This window comes from Micromonospora sp. NPDC048907 (assembly GCF_055586885.1).
The window spans coordinates 146616-167027 of sequence record NZ_JBVJHI010000011.1 but is presented as its reverse complement, the minus strand read 5'-3'; the positions used below and the strand labels follow the sequence as shown (position 1 = coordinate 167027).

The window sequence follows — 20412 nt, the reverse complement described above, 5'->3', positions numbered from 1 at the left end:
CGGGCCGCGCCCCGTCTCACGCCGACCCGCCCAGGGCGTCGATGTCGCGCATCTCCTCGGCGGTGAGCGAGAACCGGAACACGTCGGCGTTGACCCGGATCCGCTCCGGGGTGACCGACTTCGGGATGACCACGATCTCGTGGTCGATGTGCCAGCGCAGCACCACCTGGGCCGGCGAGACGTCGTGCGCCTGGGCGATCCGGACCAGCACCGGGTCGGCGAGGTCACTGGTCTTGAACGGGCTGTAGCCCTCCAGCACCACCCCGCGGTCCCGGTGGGCGGCGTGCACCTGCCGGTCGTACAGGGACGGGCTCCACCGGATCTGGTTGACCGCCGGGGTCTCCTCGGTGGCCTGGATGAGCTCGTCGATCTGGCTGATGCTGTAGTTGCTCACCCCGACGGCCCGCGCCAGGTTCGCGTCCCGGGCCGCGAGCATCTCGCGCCAGACCGGGATGCTGTCGCCGGGCGAGGACGGCGGCCAGTGGATCAGCCACAGGTCGACGTGGTCGGTGTCCAGGGCGGCCAGGCTCGCCTCGATGGTCTCCCGCTCCCGGCCCACCCGGTCGGGCGGCAGCTTCGTGGTGATGAAGAGGTCCTCGCGGCGCAGCCCGCTCTCCGCGATGGCCCGGCCGACCTCCTTCTCGTTGCCGTACATCGTGGCGGTGTCGATGTGCCGGTAACCGGCGTCGAGAGCGGCGAGCACGGCGTCGTAACCGGCGTTGCCGGTGGCCTGCCAGGTGCCGAAGCCGAGCAGCGGCATCCGGACGTCGCCGGTGAGCGGGACGGTGGGCTGGTCGAGGTCCATACCGACGCTTCTACCCCTGATCGCCGCCGCCATGCCGGCGACCCGCCGCGCGGCGGGCGGACGGGACGGAAGAGGCAGGAACCGGGCGATGAGGCCGAACCTGCCGGAGAATGCGGGGGTGGCTGACCGGCTGGAGGAGTACCGGCGGAAACGGGACGCGGCGCGTACCCCGGAGCCGGTGCCGGAGGAGACCCCGGAGCGGAAGCGGGCCGCGCGGCGCAAGCCCCGGTTCGTCATCCAGCAGCACCACGCCCGGAGCCTGCACTGGGACCTGCGGCTGGAGCACGACGGCGTGCTGGCCTCGTGGGCGGTGCCGCGCGGGCTGCCCCGCGACCCGGGCCGCAACCACCTGGCCGTGCACACCGAGGACCACCCGATGGAGTACCTCACCTTCCACGGCGAGATCCCGGCCGGCGAGTACGGCGGCGGGAGGATGACCGTCCACGACACCGGCACCTACCGCGTGGAGAAGTGGCGCGACGACGAGGTGATCGTGGTCCTGGACGGCCGGCGGACGAAGGGGCGGTACGTCCTCTTCGCCACCGGCGGCCGGGGCCGGGACTGGATGGTCCGCCGCACCGACCCGGCCCCGGAGGGCTGGACCCCGATGCCCGAGCTGGTCCGGCCGATGCACACCACCCCCGGCGGGGGGCTACCGAAGGACGAGGCCGCCTGGGGGTACGAGCTGCGCTGGGACGGGGTGCGGGCCATGGCGTACGTCTCCGGCGGCCGGCTCCGGCTGCTCGACTCCTCCGACGAGGAGGTCACCGGGGCGTATCCGTGGCTGCGGGCGATGGCCGAGGAGCTGGCCCCGGTCGAGGCGGTGCTCGACGGCGTGCTGGTCCGGATCGACCCGGGCGGGCGGGTGAAGCCGCCGACGAAGCGCGACGGGCAGTTCCTCGCCGTCGACCTGCTCTGGCTGGAGGGCGTGACCAGCCTCGACGTGCCGTACGCGCAGCGCCGGGAACTGCTCGACGGTCTGGCGCTGACCGGCCCGCACTGGCAGACTCCGCCGTGGTTCCCGGGGGTCGGCGCGGACGCCCTGCGAACCGCCCGCGAACAGGGGCTCCCGGGGGTGGTGGCCAAGCGCCTCGACTCCCCCTACGAGCCGGGTCGGCGCAGCCGGCACTGGCTGAGCCTCGACCCGAGCTGAGGAGCCTCGTGCACCTGACGCACCTGGAGTGCCCGCGCTGCGGCGAGCGGCATCCGGCCGACAAGCTGCAGAACCTGTGCGGGTGCGGTTCCCCGCTGCTGGCCCGCTACGACCTGGCCGCCGTGGCCGCGGCGGTCACCCCCGAGCAGTTCGGGCTGCGCCCGGCCGACCTGTGGCGCTACCGGGAGCTGCTGCCGGTGGCCGATCCCCGCTTCGTCACCACGCTGGGCGAGGGCTGGACGCCGCTGCTGCGCGCCCCGGCGTACGGGCACGAGATCGGGATTCCGGACCTGATCGTGAAGGACGAGGGACTGACCCCGACCGGGTCGTTCAAGGCCCGGGGCGCGGCGGTCGGGGTGAGCCGGGCCCGGGAGCTGGGCGTCGAGCGGATCGCCATGCCCACCAACGGCAACGCCGGGGCGGCCTGGGCGACGTACGCGGCCCGGGCCGGGATGGGCGCGACCATCGCCATGCCGCTCGACGCGCCCACCATCTGCCGGCGGGAGTGCGTCGCCGCCGGGGCGGACCTGCGGCTCGTGGACGGCCTGATCAGCGACGCCGGCCGGTGGGTGGCCGGGCTGGTCGCCGAGTCGGGCGGGCGGATCTTCGACGCCGGCACGCTGCGCGAGCCGTACCGGCTCGAGGGCAAGAAGACCATGGGGTACGAGATCGTCGAGCAGCTCGGCTGGCAGGTGCCCGACGTGATCATCTATCCGACCGGGGGCGGCGTCGGGCTGATCGGCATCCACAAGGCGCTGCACGAGCTGCGTGAGCTGGGGTGGGTGGAGGACCGGCTGCCCCGCCTGGTCGCCGTGCAGTCCACCGGCTGCGCGCCGATCGTCCGGGCGTTCGCGGCCGGCGAGCCCCGGGCCACCCCGTGGGCGGACGCGCGGACCCTGGCGTTCGGCATCACCGTGCCGGCCCCGCTCGGCGACGAGCTGATCCTGGCCGCGTTGCGGGAGAGCAGCGGCACCGCGATCGCCGTGGACGACGCGGAGATCCTCGTCGACCTGCGCGACTTCGCCGCCCGGGAGGGCCTGCTGCTCTGCCCCGAGGGCGCGGCCTGCCTGACCGCCGCCCGGCAGCTGCGGGCCGGGGGCTGGATCCGCCCCGGCGAGCGGGTGGTGGTGTTGAACACCGGCGCCGGCATCAAGTACCCGGAGACGGTGGACGTCTCGGGCGTGCCGACGGTGTGACGCGGGCGCCCCGGCAACCGGGGCGCCCGCGCCGGACCGCCCTACCGGTAGGTGATGTCGGAGGCGGAGTAGAGGCAGTTCACCCCGTCGGCGCCCTCGCCGATCTCCTTCGGCTCGCTGCCCTTCGGCACGCCCTGGTACTTGACGCAGATCCGGGTGGACCGGTTCGGGTCGTTGAGGATGGTGATCCGGCTGAACCGGGCCGTGTCGCCCCAGTTGGTGTTGATGCCGGCCAGCACCTTGGTGCCGGTGGCGGTGACGTTGTCCATCACCACGTGGCGCTGGTAGGAGGTGGAGCAGTTGCCGCAGGCCCGGTAGAGCTTGCCGGAGCTCTCCACCCGGAAGTTGCGGATGTGGACGGTGCCGGGACCGTTGTGCTGGAACACCTTGTCGCTGGCCGACCGGGCGCCCCCGCCGTCGACCGTGTAGGTGGTGCCGCCCCGGAAGGTGGCCGCGTCCTCGCCGACGTCCTCCCACCAGACGTTGAGCAGCGTGCAGTCGCCCTCGCAGTGCACGCCGTCGCCGGCCGGCGCACCGATGATCACGTTGCGCAGGGTGGCGCCGGCGGCCAGCTCGAACATCGGGTCCTGGCTCTCCGACTGCCCGCCGTCGCCGATGCCGTAGTAGCGCTTCATCCCGCCGTCGAAGGTGCCGGAGACTCCGATGGTGGCGTCCACCTTGACGCTGGCGGTGGGCGTGGGCCACGAGGCCGGCGGCGGCGCGGTGCCGGTGGGGGTCGGGGTGGGCGAGCCGGGCGGGGTGCTGGTCGGCGGCGTGGTCGGGGTGCTGACCGAGGAGTCCACCGCGACGTCGTCGAAGCTGCCGGCCGCATACGCGGTGACCAGCCCGATCCGGCCGGCGCCCACGAGGCTGTTGCTGCCGGCCCCGACCTGGGCGCCGTTGACGTAGCCGCGGATGGTGCTGCCGCTGGCCTCGATCCTCAGGGTGTACCAGGTGCCGGTGGCCGCGCCGACCGCCGCCGAGCCGAGCGAGGTGACCTGGCTGCCGTTGACCGCCTGGAGTTCGGCCCGGCCCGAGCCGAGCAGCGCCAACCGGTACATCTTCGTGCTGCTGCTGGCCCGGGCCGCGATCCCGACCAGGGCGCCGGACGAACCGAACCCGGTGGGCCGCACCCGGGCCTGCACCTGGTAGTCGGTCCAGGCGCTCTGGCCGGCGAACTGGCGGGCCAGCTCGCTGGACGTGCTGGACTGGGTGAGGGCGCCGTCGGCGACCGCCCAGGTCCCGCCGGACTTGGACCAGCCGGCGGCGTCGCCGTCGGAGAAGGTGTCGGAGAAGACGGTGGCGGCGAAGGCCGACGTCATCGTCCCGGCGGCGAGCGCCGCCACGGTGGCTCCGGCGCACGCCGCGAGCAGCAGCGGGCGTCGGAGCCTGGCACGTGAGGTCTGCACGGTGGTCCTCCTTGAGGCACGTGGTGGTGGACCGCCACGGCTGGAGGCCGACGCCTGGCCGCGGTCGCGACGGTCGGTGCGCCCCGCCGGAGGCCCGGACTCCGGTCGCGGGGTGACGGGGCCCAGGAAAGGGCTTTCCCGTACCAGCAGGCTAGGCCCGTGCAGAGATCAACGTCAATGGCTGTGATGTGCAGGAATGTTGCAGCTCACGCCGCTCGCGCTCCACCACGGCACGGTGGTGGAGCGCGGGGAGCGGGCGGGCGTCAGGAGGTCGGCGGCTCGTCCTCGCCGGCCTCCTCGGCCGCGTCGGCCTCCTCCTTGGTCCGGTGCACCGCCCCGTCGGCGTGCTCCGGCGGCCCGTACACCGTGTACAGCACGAGCGGGTTGGGGCCGGTGTTGACGAAGTTGTGCTTCGTGCCGGCCGGCACGACCACCAGGTCGCCCGCCACGACGTCCTTCTTCTCCCCGGCCACCCGCGCCTCGCCCGTGCCGCTGACGAAGGTCAGGATCTGATCGATGCCCTCGTGGACCTCCTCGCCGATCTCCCCGCCCGCCGGGATCGTCATGATCACCAACTGGGTGTGCTGGCCGGTCCACAGCACGCGGCGGAAGTCGGGGCTCTTCTCGGCGACGGTCGCGATCGTGAAATGCTCCATGGCCCGCTCATACCCGGTCCCCGCGCCGCTCACGCCGGGACTCGCAAATGGTGGAATTCCCCACCCGCGCGGGGTTTGGATCCCCTCTGGACGGGCATCTGCGCTCACAAGACCGGTGCACGCCCGGCCGGTCGAGCCAGGTCCCCGCTTTCGTACCGCCGTACGGCTGCGGTGGTGGGAGACGGCCAGAGCGCGGCGACGTTACGACCCAGGTCGGGCGGCGCCGTGCGCTCGTCTGCGCGTCAGTTCCCGCGGCGCCCGGCCAGCACGAGCGTCGACCCCGACCGGACCAGCGCCACGACGGCCGCGACGAGCAGACGGTGGCAACGCACCACGCGGTGCCGCCACCGGGCGGCAACCCCGGGTCAGGCGAGAACGGCCAGGTGGAACGGGCGGTCGGTGTGGCCGCTCGCGGCGTACGTCTCGACGAAGACCGCGTTGGGGATGCCGGTCCGGGGCGCCACGGTGATCGCCCCCTGCGGGGCCAGCCCACCCGGGGCGATCAGACCCACCGTGCCGACGTACGCGGCGCCGGCGACGTCCTGGTCGAAGCCGACCTGGTACATCCCGGTGCCCAGCCGGGTGGCCGACGTGGCGCCCAGCCCCCGGATCAGGGTGCCGTTCGCCTCGACCACGGCGAACAACACGCGGGCGGTGGCCGGCAGGCCGACCGGCGTGCAGGAGTTGATCTCGCGGTCGGCACGGGCGACCTCCGCCATGTCGGCGGCGGGCTGGCCGGCCGGGCCCCGCCTCGATCTGGAGCTGGCCATGGGGGTCCTTCCTGCCACCGGTGCGACGGCGGCATGCTCCCGAAGCTATGCCGGCCCCCCGTCCACCAACCAGCGACGGCACTGTCCGATCAAGGACAGTTGGCCCCTCTGAGCTGGGAAAACGTCAGTCGTCCGGGGTGGCGACCGGCTCGGAGCCGCGGCAGCGCAGGCGCAGTTCGTACTCCCCCTCGGGGCCGACGAAGCGCACCTCGACGCGGTCGTCCGGCCCCCGGTCGAAGTCCTTCACCCGGTAGCCCTGCGCCGGGGACCAGGACACCAGCCGCACACCGGCCGGCACGCACTCGGCGAGGGCCGTCCCTCCGGCGGTGCGGAAGGTGCGCGCGGTCCCACTCGTTGCCAGCGGGCGGCTCGCCGGGGTGACCGCCGGCGTCGCGCCCGCCGTGGGGCCCGTGCCCGGCGTCGTGGCCACCGGCGCGGGCGAGGCGAGCGCACGGGCCACCTCGCGCGGGTCGCGTACGCCTCCCGGGGTGCCGGTGATGCCGCTGCCGACCAGTTGGACCGCGGCCAGCCCGACGAGGGTGGCGGCGGCGGTGGTGGCCAGCCACCCGGCGACGGCGAGGATCGGACGACGGCCCATGCTTCGAGTCTCCCCGATCCCGGGTTGTGCGGGGCTTCGGGGAACGCTAAGGCGGGGTTAACGAGGGCGGGTCCGGGCCGCCGGAGCGACTAGCCTGCCAACCGTGGCCCGGCTGCTGCTCATCGAGGACGACCTGACCATCCGCGGCCCGCTGCTCCGGGCCCTGCGCGAGCGGGGGCACGCGGTCGCCGCCGCCTCGACCGCGCTGGACGGGCTGCGCGACGCGCTGGACGAGCGGCCCGACCTCGTCGTGCTCGACCTCGGACTGCCCGATCTGGACGGCGGTGAGCTGCTGCGGATGCTGCGCGCGGTCAGTTCGGTACCGGTCATCGTGGCGACCGCCCGCGACGACGAGGCCGAGATCGTCCGGATGCTGGACGCGGGCGCCGACGACTACCTGGTGAAGCCCTTCACCGCGGCCCAGCTCGACGCCCGGGCGCGGGCCGTGCTGCGCCGCTCGACCGCCGATACCGGGACGGACCCGGTGCTCGTGGTCGGTGGGCTGCGGATCGACCCGCGGGCGCGGCAGGTCACGCTCGACGGGGCGCCGGTCGAGCTGACGCCCCGCGAGTTCGACCTGCTGCACCACCTCGCCGGCCGGCCCGGGCAGGTCGTCACCAAGCGCGAGCTGCTCACCGAGGTGTGGCGGATCCCGTACGGCGGGGCCGACAAGACCGTCGACGTGCACCTGTCCTGGTTGCGGCGCAAGCTCGGCGAGAGCGCCCAGGAACCGCGCTACCTGCACACCGTCCGGGGGGTCGGGGTGCGGCTGGACGCGCCGGGGAGCAGCCGGTGAGGGGCCGGCTCGCGCTGCTGGTCGCCGCCGTCGGGGTGCTCGTCATGGTCGCGTTCCTGGTGCCGCTGGCCGTGCTGGTGCGCACGGTCGCCGCGGACCGGGCCACCGTCCGGGCCGCCGCCGACGCGCAGGGCCTGGTGGCGGTGGTCGGCACGGCCGACCCGGACACCGTCCGGCTGACCGTCGACCATCTCGCCGCCGACTCGGGTCGCGAGGTGAGCGTGTTCCTGCCGGACGGCACCGTGCTCGGCGTGCGGGTGCCGCGTACCCCGGCGGTGGCTCTCGCCGCGCGGGGGCAGAGCCTGACCGTCGAGTCCGCCGCCGGCCGGGAGGTGGTCATCGCGGTCCAGGGGAGGCCGGACGGCACAGCGGTGATCCGCACCGTGGTCCCCCGCGCGGAGCTGACCGCCGGGGTGACCCGGGCCTGGCTCGTGCTGGCGCTGCTCGGCATGCTCCTGGTGCTGGTGGGGCTGGCCGTCGCCGACCGGCTGGCCCGCACTCTGGTCCGGCCGATCGCCGATCTGGGCGCGGTCTCCCAGCGGCTCGCCAACGCCGAGCTGGACGCCCGGGTCGAGCCGGCCGGGCCGGCCGAGCTGCGGGAGGTCGCGGGCGCCCTCAACCACCTGGCCGAGCGGATCCAGGTGCTGCTGCGCGAGGAGCGCGAGCAGGTGGCCGACCTGTCGCACCGGCTGCGCACCCCGCTGACCGTGCTGCGCCTGGAGGCCGAGTCGCTGCGCGACCCGGAGGACGCGGCCCGGTTGACCGGCGCCGTGGACGGCCTGGAACGGGCGGTGACCGGCGTGATCCGGCAGGCCCGCTGGCGCAGTACGCCGGCCGAGGGCGGTGGCTGCGACGCCGCCGCCGTGGTCGCCGAGCGGGTGGCGTTCTGGTCGGTGCTCGCCGAGGACACCGGGCGGACCGTGACGCTCGACCTCGCGCCCGGGCCGTTGCCGGTGCGGGTGGCCGGTGACGAGCTGGCCGCCGCCGTGGACGCGCTGCTGGGCAACGTGTTCGCGCACACGCCGGACGGCACGCCGTTCACCGTCCGGCTCGGCCGGGACGCCGGGTGGGTGGCGGTGACCGTGGCGGACGCCGGCCCGGGCCTGCCGGCCGGGTCGGCCCGGCGGGGCGCCAGCCGGGCCGGATCGACCGGGCTGGGTCTGGACATCGCCGACCGGGCCGCCCGGACCAGCGGCGGCCGGCTGGAGCTGGGCGGCGGGCCCGGCGGAGCCGTGGTGACACTGCGGCTGGGGCTGGCGCGGCCTTAACCGGGCGTTGGACCTCCGGTAGCGCGACGCTAGCCGTCCCGGACCGATCCTCGGGGAGACAACGAGGAGAGGTGGAGACGATGCGACGAACTTCCCAGGTCCTGGCGGCGGTCGGCGGGGCCGCGGTGCTGGCGGTCACCGGCGCGGCGATCGGCGTGACCACGGCCGACGGGTCGGGTCCGGCCACCGCGCCGGCCGCCGTGACCGCCGACGTCACCGACCCGGTCGGCGGCACCGCCGACGACAACCCCGGCACCGCCGACGACAACCCCGGAGCGGACGACTCGGCGATCGCCGGCGCGGCCCCCACGCGCGGCGCCCCGGACCCGGCGCCGCGTGGCGCGGTGGACCGGCGGCAGGCCGGCCGGACCGCGCTGGCCCGGCTCGGCGGGGGCCGGATCGTGGAGATCGAGGCGGAGACCGAGCACGCCCGTCCGGTGTGGAGTGTGAAGGTCGTCCGCTCCGGGACGACCTACGAGATCAAGGTCGACCGCGCGGACGGCTCCGTGGTCGAGATCGAGCGGCGGACGGCCGACGGGAGCCGCACGCACGACCGGGACGACGACCACGGCGGCGACCGGTCCGGCGGCGACCGGTCCGGCGGCGACGACTGAGTGCACGGGGGCGGGGCCGGGCGGACACGTCCGCCCGGCCCGACCCGCGCCGCCCGGCCGTCACCAGGACGGATGGTTTGTCGACGAGGTCCGGAAAGCCTGTGGCAGAACGCGATCGGGTCGCTACATTGAAGTATGGTGCCCGCCCACGGCGGTCGGGCGGCGGAACCGGTCTACCGCCCGGTGCTGGCCGGTCGCCGGGGTGAGCTGGAGGCGCTGGCCCACCTCGACGACGCCACCGCTCCGCTGCTCGCCCCGGTCATCGACGTCCACGCGGTGGATCCGTGCACTGTGGACCTGCTCGGCCGGCTGTCGGCCGGGCTCCTTCCCGCCGTCGACGTCTCGGTGCTGCCGGAATCGGCGGAGAGCGAGCTGGCCCGCTGGGGCGTACCGCTGGTGCCGGTGATCGGGCTCACGGAGGGCGACCGGCGGTTGGTGGCGCACGGCGCGGCCGCCCGGGAGTACGCGCGGCGGGCCGTGGTCCGGCTGCGGACCGGTCAGGACCGGGCCGGGCCGGACGCGACCACCGCCGCCCTGGAACGGGTGTGGCGCCTGGCCCGGCTGGTGCCGGAGCAGTGCGACCTGCTCGTCGACGCGGGGGACGTGTGCTGCCCGGCCGACGTCCGGGTGGCCGAGCCCCGGCTCGGCCGGCTCGTGGAGTGGGCCCGGCGGCACGCCTGGCGCTCGGTGACGGTGGCGGCCGGCGGGATGCCGCCGACGCTCGCCCGGCTCCCGACCGACGAGCCGGTACGCCTGGACCGCTTCGACTGGCAGCTCTGGCAGCGCCTGGCCGACCTCGGGGTCGGTTACGGCGACTACGGCGTGGGCTGCGCGGTGCCCGGGGCGGACGGGCCCGGCGACCGGCTGCCGACGCTGCGCTACACCACGAGCGGGGCGTGGTGGGTCTACCGGTGGTCGCGTCGGGGCGGCCGGGGCGACGACCGATTCGCCGACCTGTGCCGCACGCTCGTCGCAGCCCCGCACTGGCCGGCCGCGGGTGCGAGCTTCTCGTGGGGCGACCACGAGATCGTGCGCCGGGCGCGGCGCGGCGCGGGTGCCGGCTCCCCGGCGAACTGGATCGCCTGGAGCACCTCGCACCACCTGGCGCACGTGCTGGCCACGCTGCTCCGCCCGGAGCGGGAGCAGCGCGGCGTGCCGTGGCGGGCCGACCAGGACGTCCCCGAGCGGGGGCGCGCCGGCCGGCCGCAGCGCGGTGGTGAGACCCGCCGCGCCGGCTGAGTCACTCCTTGTCGGTGAAGCCGAACTGCACGACGCCCTCGTCGTCGACGGTGGCGTCCACGGAGGTGTCGTTGAGCAGCTCGGCGGCATCGGCGTCGAGGAAGATGCGGGCGCCCTGGTCGTCGATCACCTGGTCGCCCTGGGCCGGCTGCTCGACCAGCTCGATGGAGAGCGAGCCCGCGTCGGTGTCGGCGGCGATCCGCAGGCCGCCCTCCTCGGCGACGTCCTGCTGGTTGGCGAGGTCGCGGATCACCAGGACGGCGTTGTCGGTCATGGTCAGCATGGCGGAACTCCTCGTGTCTGCTTCGGGAATCGCGGGCGGCTCGATGCGGCGCCCGCGTGGCCGGTCGGGACCCCGGGAAGGCGAATCAGGCTTCGCCGTGCAAACCAGGGCAGGTCGAACGCCCCTCACGGCCTACGGTGCCCCCTGACCGGGCATCCGTCAAATAGAGCCGGGTCAGTCGACACCGGGGCGGGTGACGACGGCGGCGGGAATGTTTCTTCCCCCGGCCTGCGGGTAATCCACCGGGTTTGTCAATAACTTTCGCCGTGGAGTCTTCTCTGGAGGAAAGCTCCATGGCAGCATCGGCACATGCATCGTCGTCTCTTCCCCCGGGCGCTCGCGGTGCTGGCGCTGGTCGCCACCGCGGCCACCGCCGGCGCGTCCACCGCCACGGCCGAAGCGCCCACCCCCGCGCAGACCCGGCTGCACGCGACCATCGACGCGATCCTCGCCGACTCCCGGCTGGCCGGGGCCCAGGCCGGCGTGGTCGTCGTCGACACCACCACCGGGGAGACCCTCTACGACCGCAACGGTGACCGGCGGCTGGTTCCCGCCTCGAACACCAAGCTGCTCACCTCGACGGCGGCCATGGAACTGCTCGGCCCCGGGCACCGCTTCACCACCGACGTGGCCGGCGACGGGATCCGCCGGGCCGGGCTGCTCTCCGGCAACCTCTACCTGCGCGGCGGGGGCGACCCGACCATGCTGGCCGAGGACTACGACCGGCTCGCCGCCCAGGTGGCCGCCGCGGGCGTACGGGTGGTGACCGGCAACCTGGTCGCGGACGACACCCGCTACGACCGGACCCGCCTCGGCCCGGACTGGACCTGGGACGACGAGTCCTACTACTACGCGGCACAGGTCTCCGCGCTGACCGTCGCCCCCAACACCGACTACGACGCCGGCACGGTGATCGTGCACGCCGCGCCGGGCGCCCAGGCCGGCGCGCGGCCGAAGGTCACCATGACGCCGGCCAACGACTGGCTGCGCATCGACAACCGGGCCCAGACGGTCGCCACCGGCGAGACGACGATCTCCTTCGAGCGCGAGCACGGTGGGAACACCATCGTGGTGACCGGCCAGATCGCGGTCGGCCAGGCCGAGGAGAGCGACTGGATGACGGTCTGGGAACCCACCGGGTACGCGGCGGACGTCTTCCGGTCGGCGCTGCGCCGGCACGGGGTGCGGGTCCTCGGCCGCACCGTCCTCGGCCAGGCCACCCCGGACGACGCCACGCCGGTCGCCCGGCACGACTCGATGCCGCTGGCCGACCTCATGGTGCCGTTCCTCAAGCTCTCCAACAACGGCCACGCCGAGGTGCTCACCAAGGAGCTGGGCCGGGTGCTCTCCGGCTCCGGCACCTGGGCCGCCGGGCTGACCGCGATCAGCGAGTACGTCGGCGACTCCGGGATGGACACCGGGACGCTGCGCCAGCGCGACGGCTCCGGGCTGTCCCGGCGCAACATGATCCCGCCCGCCCAGTTCGTCGCGCTGCTCTCGGCGGTCCGCGCCGAACCCTGGTTCGACACCTGGTACGCGGCCCTGCCGGTGGCGGGCAACCCGGAGCGGTTCGTCGGCGGCACGCTGCGCAGCCGGATGGCCGGCACCGCGGCCGCCAACAACGTGCACGCCAAGACCGGCAGCCTGACCGGGGCGTCCAGCCTGTCCGGCTACGCCACCGACGCCGACGGGCACGTGCTGGCCTTCTCCGTCGTGCTCAACAACTACCTGACCTCGTCGGTCAAGGGGTTGGAGGACCAGATCGCCATCGCGCTGGCCTCGTACACCGCGAAGGCGACGACCACGGCGCGGGTGGCGGTGCCGACGGCGCCGGACTCGCCACGGGTGCCCGAGGGCCTGGAGTGCTCCTGGGTGAAGCCGGCGGTCTGCTGACCCCGCTCAGGCGCCGGGCCGGGGCGGACCCGGCTCGGCGGCGGGGTCGCCGCGCTCGATGAGCGCGTCGATCTCGGCGGGCGGCAGGCCGCGCAACGTCAGCACCTCCCGGCCCCAGCGGTGCAGCCGGCACGGGTGCGGGCTGGCGTCGTTCCGGCAGATTTTCCCGCCGGACCAGCGCCGTGGCGCGTGCACCACCACCGCCCGCACCGCGAACTGGGCGTCCTCACCGGTCACGTACGGCGGCAGTGGGATCTCCCGCAACACGTCGCCGTCGGACGGCGGAAGGGAACGGACGACGCGGGCACTGCTGCTCATCGGTCGAGCCTCCACAGCGGATGGTCGGACGGGGACAGCGGAAACCTACGGCGTCCCGCGCCGACCGCGACGGACAAACTGTCCCCGCGTCCGGGTCGCGCCCCCACCTCCCGGCGCGGGCGTCAGAGGCGTTCCAGCACCACCACCGGGATCTCCCGGTCGGTCTTCCTCTGGTACTCGTCGTACGCCGGCCAGGCGGCCGTCATGGTGCGCCACATCCGCGGCTTCTCCTCCGCCGTCGCGGTGCGCGCCCGGACCGGGAAGGTGTCCGGCCCGACCTGCACCTGCGCCTCGGGGTCGGCGAGCAGGTTCAGGTACCAGGCGGGGTGCTGCGGCGCGCCGCCCTGCGAGGCCACCACCAGGTAGGCGTCGCCGTCGCGCCCGTAGATCAGCGCGGTGCGGCGCAGCTTGCCGGAGCGCCGGCCACGGGTGGTCAGCAGCAGGGTGAAGACGCCGGGACGCCACTCGTGGCCCTCCGCGCCGCCCGTCTCGACGTATCGCCGGATGTGGTCGGCCACCCAGCCCTCGGGGCTGTCCAGCACCTGCTCGCTCGTGGGCATCGATGTCCCTCCCGGATCGTCGGTCGGCCCGCCGGGCCCACGCTACCCCCGGCCGGCCCCGGGCACCTGATGATCGCGGTCAGCGCAGCGCGACGGCCTGGAGGCTGACGTTGCCGCAGTCCCCCAGGGACTCCTCGACCGTCCAGGTCATCAGCAGCTTCGCGCCGGCCGGGGCGCGGAACCGGATGGTGAAGTCGGCGGTCCGCACGGTGTGCGGGTCCTCCAGGCGGACCGTGCTGGCCGGCCCGCCGCCGGAGATCCGCAGGTCGAGGCGGGCGCGGGCCATCCACAGGCCGGCGTAGAGGTGCACGGTGCGGGGCTGGCCGTCGGCGACCACGGCCAGCGTGAAGCCGCTGCCCCGGTCGCAGGTGTACACGCCGGACATGGTGCCGTCCGCCGAGCCGACCGGGGCACCGTCGCGCCAGGCGTACGCCTCGGGGTTGTTGCCGTAGCTCTGCCGCCGGCCCCGGCCGCCCTCGTCGCGGACGTCGCCGGAGCCGTGCCGCTTGCGCACCGGCGTCCGGGCGCCGAGGTGTCCCCACTGGACCCAGTCGACCGCGCCCACCGCGCTGAGGTCGACCCGCGCGGGCACGTCGGACTGGCTCACGGTCAGCGTCGGCGGCACCGCGGGTGTGGACGGCGACGGGCTGGGCGAGGGTGGGCGCTGGCGGGGGCGCAGCCCGGGAGTGACGGCCCCCGGCTGCGTGCCGCCCGCGGGCGGCAGCACGGGGCGGCCGGTCGGCGCGACGGGCAGCACGGCGCTCTCCTCGCGGGGCGTGTCGTGCCGCTCGGTGCCGAGGTAGGCCACCAGCGCGGCCAGGCAGGCGAACGCGACCAGCGCCTCCAGCAACCAGCGCCGCCGTTGCCGGGCCCGTGCGAGCCGGCGGAGCGCCGACCGCGTCTGCCCGTGCGGGTACGACGTCCGGCCACCGACCCGACCGTGGTCCTGCTGCCCCACCGAACCTCCGCTCACCGCCGCTCCGGCCGCCGGTTCACGTTTCCATCATGGGCCTCGGTGCGCCATATGTCGGCGGGGGGCAGTTTCCACTTCGTTACCAATCGGTAGCGACGGCACCTCAACTCACGGTGACCGCCTCCAGCGTCACCCCGTCGTTCTCCGCGCCCACCACCGTGAGCGCCCGCCAGGTGACCAGCAGCTGCTGGCCGCGCGGCGCGCGGAAGTGGACGACGTACTGGAAGAAGCGGTCCCCGGCCGCGAGGGCGACCTCGCGGACGGCCGGGTCGCCGCCGCCGGAGAGCCGCACGTCGAGCCGCGCGCCGGCCGAGAACGCGCCGACGAAGAGCCGGACCGTCCGCAGGTCGCCGCTGCCGGCCACGCTCAGCGCGAAGCTCCTCCCCGCGCCACGCTGGAAGACTCCGGACCGGGTCCCGTCCTGCCGGGCGGTCGGCGTGCCGTCCGTCCAGGTGAGAGCGGCGGCGCCGGCGTTGTGCTCCAGGCGGTCACCGCCGAGCTCGCCGAGCTCGCCGGTGCCGCGCTGCTTGCGCTGGACGCTCGCCGCGCCGGTGCCGCCCCAGTGCAGCCAGTCCCGGCTGCCGAGCACCGTCAGCGACACCGACGGCGGCACCGGCTCCTGGTCGAGGCTCAGCAGCGGCCCGCCGGGCAGGGCCGGGTTGCCGGTCACCGGCACCACGGTGGGCGGCGCGGCGGCCGACGCCGGGGCCGGGGCCGTGGGCGCGGCCGCCGGCACGGTCGGCCGGCCGTCCGGTTCCGCGCCCCGACCGGCGTACGCCAGCACCAGCACCAGCGCGGTCAGCGCCGCACCCGCGAGGATCATCCGCCGCCGGCGACGCCGGGCGCGGGCCACCCCGACCCGGGTGGGCTGGTCGGGCGCCACGCCGACCGCGGTGCGGACCCTGGCCGCCGCGGGGCCGACCAGCCCGGCGAGCCGGGCCGTGACGCCCTGCGGGGCGGAGTGCCGCACCGGCGCGGCGGGCCTCGCCGCCGCGGGTGGCGCGGCCGGGTCGGCGCGGCCGGGCAGGTCCGGGGCCGGCGGTGCGGAGGGCGCGGCGGGGTCGGCGCCGCCCGGCGCCGGCGGGGCGGAGGGCGCGGGCGGCGGGGCGTCCGGGTCGCCGGGCAGCCGGCGGGGCCCGGGCGGCGGCTCCGCCGTGCGGGCGGGCTCGGCCGGCACGGCGGGCAGCCACCCCCCGACGCGGATACCGGTCTGCGTGAGTTCGTCCTCAGCCACCGACCCCTCCCTCGGCCACCGGCGCCGGCGGCCGTCCCCGTGGCCCGCCGCAGGGAGGATGACACACACCTCGATCTTCGAGAAGGCGTCGACCGGAGGCATCTTCCCGACAGCGCCGGTCAGCGCCGCTCGCGCCGCCGCAGGCCGAGGTCCGGGTGCCAGCTCTCGATGACCAGGTGGTCCGGCGGATCGCCGACCCGGGTGAGCACCACCTCGGTCACCTCGATGCGGAACAGGTGGGAGCCGTCCTCGCCCGCGGGCTCCTCGTGCGCGCGGCCGGCGATCTTCGCGTCGCCCGCCCAGGCGGTCGGGTCGTCCTCCGGGGCGTCCTCGGTCGGGCTGTGCAGCGCCACCCGCGGGTCGCGGCGCAGGTCGAGCGCCTTCAACGCGCCGGCCATGCTGCCCAGGCGGAGCTGCCCGTCGTCGGCGAAGTCGAACTCGGTGCCGCTGATCCGCGGCGAGCCGTCCCGCCGCAGCGTCGCCATCGTGCCGTGCCTGCGGACGGCGAAGCGGGCGCGCACCCGCGCCGCGAAGTCGGGTTCGGACGCCACCAGGTCGGACCACCATGTCATGCGACCAGCCTGCCCGGGATACCTGACAACCCGCGGCGCCTTTCCGCGCGGATCAGCGAATCTCGAAGCCCAGCGCCTGCGCCAGCACGACGGCCTGCCCGGCGTCGACGATCGCGCCGGCCCGCTCGACAGCCGTCGGGTCGAGCGCGGTCAGGTCGCTGCCGCGCAGGTCGGCCCGGCTCAGCTTGGCGGCGTGCAACTGGGCGCCGGAGAGGTCGAGGCCGGTGAGCACCGCGCCGGTCAGGTCGGCGCCGGTCAGGTCGGCCTCGCGCAGGCGCGCGTCGGTGATGCGCACGCCGCGCAGGTCGGCACCGGACAGGGCGACGAAGGACCAGTCGCCCCCGTCGACCCGCAGCGGCCGCAGGTCGCACTGCTCGAAGCTGCTGCCGACCAGCTTGCAGCCGGTGAACTCGGCCTCGAAGAGGTTGCACCGCTTGAAGGTGCAGCGGGTGAAGGCCGAGTCGGTGTGCCGGGAGGAGTTGAGGGCCACGTTGCCGAAGACGCACTCGGTGAAGGTGGCGCCCCGGCTGACCGCCTCGGTGAGGTCGACGTGGAAGAACTCGCACCGGACGAAGTGCCTGTCGACCAGCTCCTCGGCGTACCAGTCCTGGTGGCGGTAGGTGACGTCCTCGGCGGCTTCCGGCATGCGCCCGAGACTAGTGTGTCCGGCCGACACTTCCCGCTCGCCGTACCGGCCGGTAGGTTCGGCGTCGTGAGCGTCGCAGTGAGCACCGACCCGGACCGCATCGGCTTCGACCCCGCCCGGCTGGCGCGGATCGACGAGCACTTCGGCAGGTACGTCGACGACGGCCGGCTCGCCGGCTGGCAGATCGTGGTGACCCGCCGGGGCGAGATCGCCCACTCCGCCACCTACGGGCTGCGGGACCGGGAGGCCGGCGCGCCGGTCGAGCCGGACACCCTCTGGCGCATCTACTCGATGACCAAGCCGATCACCTCGGTCGCCGCCATGATGCTCTGGGAGGAGGGCCGGTTCGAGCTGAACGACCCGATCAGCCGCTGGCTGCCGGAGTTCGCCGACGTGCGGGTCTACGACCGGGGTTCGGTGCTCAAGCCGTACACGGTGCCGGCGGTCGAGCCGGTCCGGGTGTGGCACCTGCTCACCCACACCGCCGGCCTGACCTACGGCTTCGCCCAGGTGAACGTGGTCGACGGCCTCTACCGGGCGGCGGGCTTCGACCTGGGCGTACCGGCCGGGGCCGACCTGGCCGAGGCGACCCGCGGGATGGCCCGGCTGCCGCTGCTCTTCCAGCCCGGCACCAGCTGGAACTACGGGGTCTCGACCGACGTGCTGGGCCGGCTGGTCGAGGTGGTCTCCGGGCAGTCGCTGGACGCGTTCTTCACCGAGCGGATCTTCCGTCCGCTGGGCATGACCGACACCCGCTGGTGGGTCGACGAGCCGGACGCGAAGCGCCTCGCCGCGCTGTACACGCCGCACCCGGCCACCGGTCAGGCGGTCCGCGCCGAGGCGATCGGCCGCTTCGCGCTCCGCGCGCCGGAGTGCCTCTCCGGCGGCGGCGGGCTCGTCTCCACGGCCGCCGACTACCACCGGTTCACCCAGTTCCTGCTGCGCGGCGGCGAGCTGGACGGGGTCCGCCTGCTCGGCCCCCGCACGGTGCGCTTCATGACCCGCAACCACCTGCCCGGCAACCGGGACCTGGCGTCGTTCTCGCCGGAGGGCTTCGCCGAGACGATCCTCGACGGGGTCGGCTTCGGGCTCGGCTTCGCCGTGGTGCTCGACCCGGTGCCGTCCCGGGTGCCGAGCAGCGTGGGCGAGTACTACTGGGGCGGCCTGGCCAGCACCGCCTTCTGGGTGGACCCGGTGGAGGAGGTCACGGCGCTGCTCTTCACCCAGCTCATGCCGTCGAGCACCTATCCGCTCCGCCCCCAGCTGCGCCAGCTCGTCTACTCGGCCCTGGTCGACTGACCGCCCGGCGCCCGGCCGGTTCGTCGGAACGGCACCGGTCGGGCGGCCCGCTCCCTAGCCTGGGGAGCATGAGCGACATCGTCGTGTTCGGCGCCGGCGGCACCGCGGGCTCCCGGATCGCCGCCGAGGCGGTCGAGCGGGGGCACCGGGTCACCGCGGCGGTGCGCCGCCCGGAGGCGACCAGCTACCTGCCGCCCGGGGTCCGCACGGTGACCGGTGACGCGACCTCGGCCCGGAGCGTGCGGGAACTGGCCGGGGACGCCGACGTGTTCGTGGTGGCCATCGGCGGCGGGGAGCGGGAGCTGTGGCGCGACGCGGCCCGGACCCTGGTCGACACGCTGCGCGAGCTGCCGGACCCGCCCCGGGTGATCCACGTGGGGGGCGGGGCGACGTTGCTGACCCCGAAGGGCACCCGGTACCTGGACGAGCCGGACTTCCCGGAGGAGTACCGGGACTCGGCCCAGGGCCAGGCCGACGCCCTGGAGTTCTACCGCTCCTCGGCCGACGGCGTGACCTGGACGTACGTCTCGCCGCCGCCGCTGGAGTTCCACCCGGGCGAGCGCACCGGCCACTACCGGACCGGCACCGACCAGCCGGTCACCGACGCACAGGGCCGGTCGGTGCTCACCTACGAGGACCTGGCGGTGGCGATCGTCGACGAGATCGAGAACCCTCGGTTCGGCAACGCCCGGTTCACCGCCGCGTACTGAGGTCAGTCGGCCAGCCGGGCGGGGAAGCCGCCGGTGGCGATCGGCCCCCAGCTCTCGACGGTCACCCGGATCAGCGACTTGCCCTGCCTGACCATCGCCTCGCGGTACTCGTCCCAGTCCGGGTGCTCACCGGAGATGCTGCGGAAGTAGTCGACGAGCGGGTCGAGCGCCTCCGGCAGGTCGAGCACCTCGGCGGTGCCGTCGACCTGCACCCACGGCCCGTTCCAGTCGTCGGAGAGCACGCACGCGGAGACCCGGGGGTCGCGGCGGATGTTCGTCACCTTGGCCCGCTCCGGATAGGTGGAGATCACCAGCCGCCCCGCGGGGTCGACCCCGCAGGAGACCGGGGAGGACTGCGGCCGGCCGTCGGCGCGGGTCGTCATGAGCACGACCCGGTGCCGGGGGCGGAGGAACTCGATGAGGGCGTCCCGGTCGACCCGGGTGTTGCTCGCGATGGTGCGTGCCATGCCTCGGTTCTACCAGGCGGGCCGGGCGCGCCTCACCGCGGACGGCCGGCGCCGCGGCGCGGCGAGACCTGCTCCGGCACGCGCGGCCGCACGCTGGCCCGCCAGGCGCGGCCGTTCGCGTAGATCACCCGGAAGCCGAGGTACGAGGCGAGCGGCGCCCAGTGGGCCGAGCCCATCCGCAGTTCGGCGGCGTTGTGCCGCTGCCCGTTGGCCAGCACGTCGAGCAGCACCGTCTCGAACGCAGCCGACTCGACCCAGTCCACCTCGCGGGTGAAGCCGCAGACCAGCGCGGCCCCGGTGACGTCGAGGAAGTCGCGCAGCGCGGCGTCGGAGGCGCGCAGCACCGAGCAGCTGCCGAAGTAGAGGCGGCGGCCCTCGCAGCGGCCGGCCATCCGCTCGGCGACGTCGGCCAGCTCGACCGAGTCCCAGTCGGTGAGGCAGAGCCGGCTCGGTTCGCCGTGCATGGCGAAGAATCCGACCCGGAAGTCGGCGTACTGCTTGAGCAGCCAGCGGTCGAGGAAGTAGAAGAGCTCGTCGCGGGTGGCGGCGTCCTTGTGGATGAAACGGATCCGGCCCAGCCGTTCGAGCAGTTCGAGGGTGGGCAGGACGGAACCGCGCTCGTTGAGGTCCCGGTGCCACTGCCCCTCGACGCAGAAGACGCCACCTCGCGCCAACGCCCACCTCCCCCGCCTCGGAGGCAGACGTTACCGGGCGGCGGGGGCGAGGGGACATCACCCTCGGTGGGGGCTGTTGACGGGTTCCGTCACGGACACGCGGTTCCGGGCAGCAATGGGTGTTTCACAATCACCGCAATCCGCAGCTAATACCCAGCCGCGGTCCAATGCGAGAGCAATTCCGGTTATCTGCTACGAATCGCCAGGAGTGCTGCGACGGTGGAAGTACGGGACTTACCGGTCGATGTCCCGGCACAACCCCCCATCACTCTCCACTCG

General features: G+C 74.8%; 23 protein-coding genes. 9 read left to right on the top strand and 14 right to left on the bottom strand.

Annotated features, from left to right (window positions below; genetic code table 11):
• Positions 1-16: 16 nt before the first annotated feature.
• The gene (locus ACZ6PY_RS29020; protein ID WP_466077997.1) at positions 17-805 is read right to left on the bottom strand and encodes an aldo/keto reductase; all 789 of its coding nucleotides are present in this window, start codon (positions 803-805) and stop codon (positions 17-19) included.
• A 118-nt stretch (positions 806-923) separates the two neighbouring features.
• On the opposite strand from ACZ6PY_RS29020, the gene ACZ6PY_RS29015 reads away from it, so the two are divergent.
• Both ACZ6PY_RS29015 and ACZ6PY_RS29010 read left to right on the top strand, forming a co-directional pair.
• Positions 924-1958 (top strand): DNA polymerase ligase N-terminal domain-containing protein, encoded by a 1035-nt coding sequence (locus tag ACZ6PY_RS29015; RefSeq protein WP_466077994.1) that lies wholly within the window; start codon positions 924-926, stop codon positions 1956-1958.
• Positions 1959-1966: 8 nt separating this feature from the next.
• Positions 1967-3154, top strand: coding sequence for a threonine synthase (locus ACZ6PY_RS29010; RefSeq protein ID WP_466077991.1), 1188 nt, complete (start codon positions 1967-1969; stop codon positions 3152-3154).
• Between the two features lie 41 nt (positions 3155-3195).
• On the opposite strand, the gene ACZ6PY_RS29005 is transcribed toward ACZ6PY_RS29010, so the two are convergent.
• From ACZ6PY_RS29005 to ACZ6PY_RS28990, 4 genes are all read right to left on the bottom strand, one after another.
• Positions 3196-4563, bottom strand: a complete 1368-nt coding sequence (locus tag ACZ6PY_RS29005; RefSeq protein WP_466077988.1) for a pectate lyase — start codon at positions 4561-4563, stop codon at positions 3196-3198.
• Positions 4564-4826: 263 nt separating this feature from the next.
• Positions 4827-5219, bottom strand: a complete 393-nt coding sequence (locus ACZ6PY_RS29000) for a cupin domain-containing protein (protein ID WP_466077985.1) — start codon at positions 5217-5219, stop codon at positions 4827-4829.
• 365 nt (positions 5220-5584) lie between these two features.
• A complete protein-coding gene (locus tag ACZ6PY_RS28995; protein WP_466077982.1) occupies positions 5585-5989 on the bottom strand; it encodes a hypothetical protein in 405 nt (134 codons plus the stop codon).
• A gap of 124 nt (positions 5990-6113) precedes the next feature.
• On the bottom strand, positions 6114-6587 hold the full coding sequence (locus ACZ6PY_RS28990; protein ID WP_466077979.1) for a septum formation initiator: 474 nt from the start codon (positions 6585-6587) through the stop codon (positions 6114-6116).
• A 103-nt stretch (positions 6588-6690) separates the two neighbouring features.
• Here ACZ6PY_RS28990 and ACZ6PY_RS28985 point away from each other — a divergent pair, with 103 nt between their 5' ends.
• From ACZ6PY_RS28985 to ACZ6PY_RS28970, 4 genes are all read left to right on the top strand, one after another.
• Entirely contained in the window at positions 6691-7383 is a 693-nt protein-coding gene (locus tag ACZ6PY_RS28985; RefSeq protein WP_466077976.1) for a response regulator transcription factor, read from the top strand.
• Positions 7380-8651 carry a HAMP domain-containing sensor histidine kinase gene (locus tag ACZ6PY_RS28980; RefSeq protein WP_466077973.1) on the top strand — a complete coding sequence of 424 codons (1272 nt, stop codon included), beginning with the start codon at positions 7380-7382 and terminating at the stop codon, positions 8649-8651. Before ACZ6PY_RS28985 ends, ACZ6PY_RS28980 begins: the two co-directional genes overlap by 4 nt.
• 80 nt (positions 8652-8731) lie before the next feature.
• A complete protein-coding gene (locus tag ACZ6PY_RS28975) occupies positions 8732-9265 on the top strand; it encodes a PepSY domain-containing protein (RefSeq protein ID WP_466077971.1) in 534 nt (177 codons plus the stop codon).
• Between the two features lie 135 nt (positions 9266-9400).
• Positions 9401-10504 carry a beta family protein gene (locus ACZ6PY_RS28970; protein ID WP_466077968.1) on the top strand — a complete coding sequence of 368 codons (1104 nt, stop codon included), beginning with the start codon at positions 9401-9403 and terminating at the stop codon, positions 10502-10504.
• A 1-nt stretch (position 10505) separates the two neighbouring features.
• On the opposite strand, the gene ACZ6PY_RS28965 is transcribed toward ACZ6PY_RS28970, so the two are convergent.
• A complete protein-coding gene (locus ACZ6PY_RS28965) occupies positions 10506-10787 on the bottom strand; it encodes a HesB/IscA family protein (RefSeq protein WP_262281618.1) in 282 nt (93 codons plus the stop codon).
• Between the two features lie 309 nt (positions 10788-11096).
• Between ACZ6PY_RS28965 and dacB the strand changes: the two genes are divergently transcribed.
• Positions 11097-12680, top strand: coding sequence for a D-alanyl-D-alanine carboxypeptidase/D-alanyl-D-alanine endopeptidase (gene dacB / locus ACZ6PY_RS28960; protein ID WP_466077965.1), 1584 nt, complete (start codon positions 11097-11099; stop codon positions 12678-12680).
• Positions 12681-12686: 6 nt separating this feature from the next.
• On the opposite strand, the gene ACZ6PY_RS28955 is transcribed toward dacB, so the two are convergent.
• The 6 genes from ACZ6PY_RS28955 to ACZ6PY_RS28930 form a co-directional block, all read right to left on the bottom strand.
• Positions 12687-12998 (bottom strand): hypothetical protein, encoded by a 312-nt coding sequence (locus ACZ6PY_RS28955; RefSeq protein ID WP_466077962.1) that lies wholly within the window; start codon positions 12996-12998, stop codon positions 12687-12689.
• Positions 12999-13120: 122 nt separating this feature from the next.
• Positions 13121-13558, bottom strand: coding sequence for a nitroreductase family deazaflavin-dependent oxidoreductase (locus tag ACZ6PY_RS28950; protein WP_466077959.1), 438 nt, complete (start codon positions 13556-13558; stop codon positions 13121-13123).
• Between the two features lie 79 nt (positions 13559-13637).
• Positions 13638-14531 (bottom strand): hypothetical protein, encoded by an 894-nt coding sequence (locus tag ACZ6PY_RS28945; RefSeq protein ID WP_466077956.1) that lies wholly within the window; start codon positions 14529-14531, stop codon positions 13638-13640.
• A gap of 103 nt (positions 14532-14634) precedes the next feature.
• Positions 14635-15765: a hypothetical protein gene (locus ACZ6PY_RS28940; protein ID WP_466077953.1), complete on the bottom strand. Its 1131-nt coding sequence runs from the start codon at positions 15763-15765 to the stop codon at positions 14635-14637.
• A 119-nt stretch (positions 15766-15884) separates the two neighbouring features.
• Complete coding sequence (locus ACZ6PY_RS28935) at positions 15885-16337, bottom strand: pyridoxamine 5'-phosphate oxidase family protein (protein ID WP_466077950.1); 453 nt, start codon at positions 16335-16337, stop codon at positions 15885-15887.
• A 52-nt stretch (positions 16338-16389) separates the two neighbouring features.
• Complete coding sequence (locus tag ACZ6PY_RS28930) at positions 16390-16983, bottom strand: pentapeptide repeat-containing protein (protein ID WP_466077946.1); 594 nt, start codon at positions 16981-16983, stop codon at positions 16390-16392.
• A gap of 66 nt (positions 16984-17049) precedes the next feature.
• On the opposite strand from ACZ6PY_RS28930, the gene ACZ6PY_RS28925 reads away from it, so the two are divergent.
• Positions 17050-18282: a serine hydrolase domain-containing protein gene (locus ACZ6PY_RS28925; protein WP_466077943.1), complete on the top strand. Its 1233-nt coding sequence runs from the start codon at positions 17050-17052 to the stop codon at positions 18280-18282.
• Between the two features lie 68 nt (positions 18283-18350).
• A complete protein-coding gene (locus tag ACZ6PY_RS28920) occupies positions 18351-18992 on the top strand; it encodes an NAD(P)-dependent oxidoreductase (protein ID WP_466077940.1) in 642 nt (213 codons plus the stop codon).
• A 2-nt stretch (positions 18993-18994) separates the two neighbouring features.
• Here the strand turns inward: ACZ6PY_RS28920 and ACZ6PY_RS28915 are convergent, their stop codons facing one another.
• Entirely contained in the window at positions 18995-19459 is a 465-nt protein-coding gene (locus ACZ6PY_RS28915) for a PPOX class F420-dependent oxidoreductase (protein WP_466077937.1), read from the bottom strand.
• 32 nt (positions 19460-19491) lie between these two features.
• Positions 19492-20133 carry a DUF6642 family protein gene (locus tag ACZ6PY_RS28910; protein WP_466077934.1) on the bottom strand — a complete coding sequence of 214 codons (642 nt, stop codon included), beginning with the start codon at positions 20131-20133 and terminating at the stop codon, positions 19492-19494.
• Positions 20134-20412 lie beyond the last annotated feature (279 nt).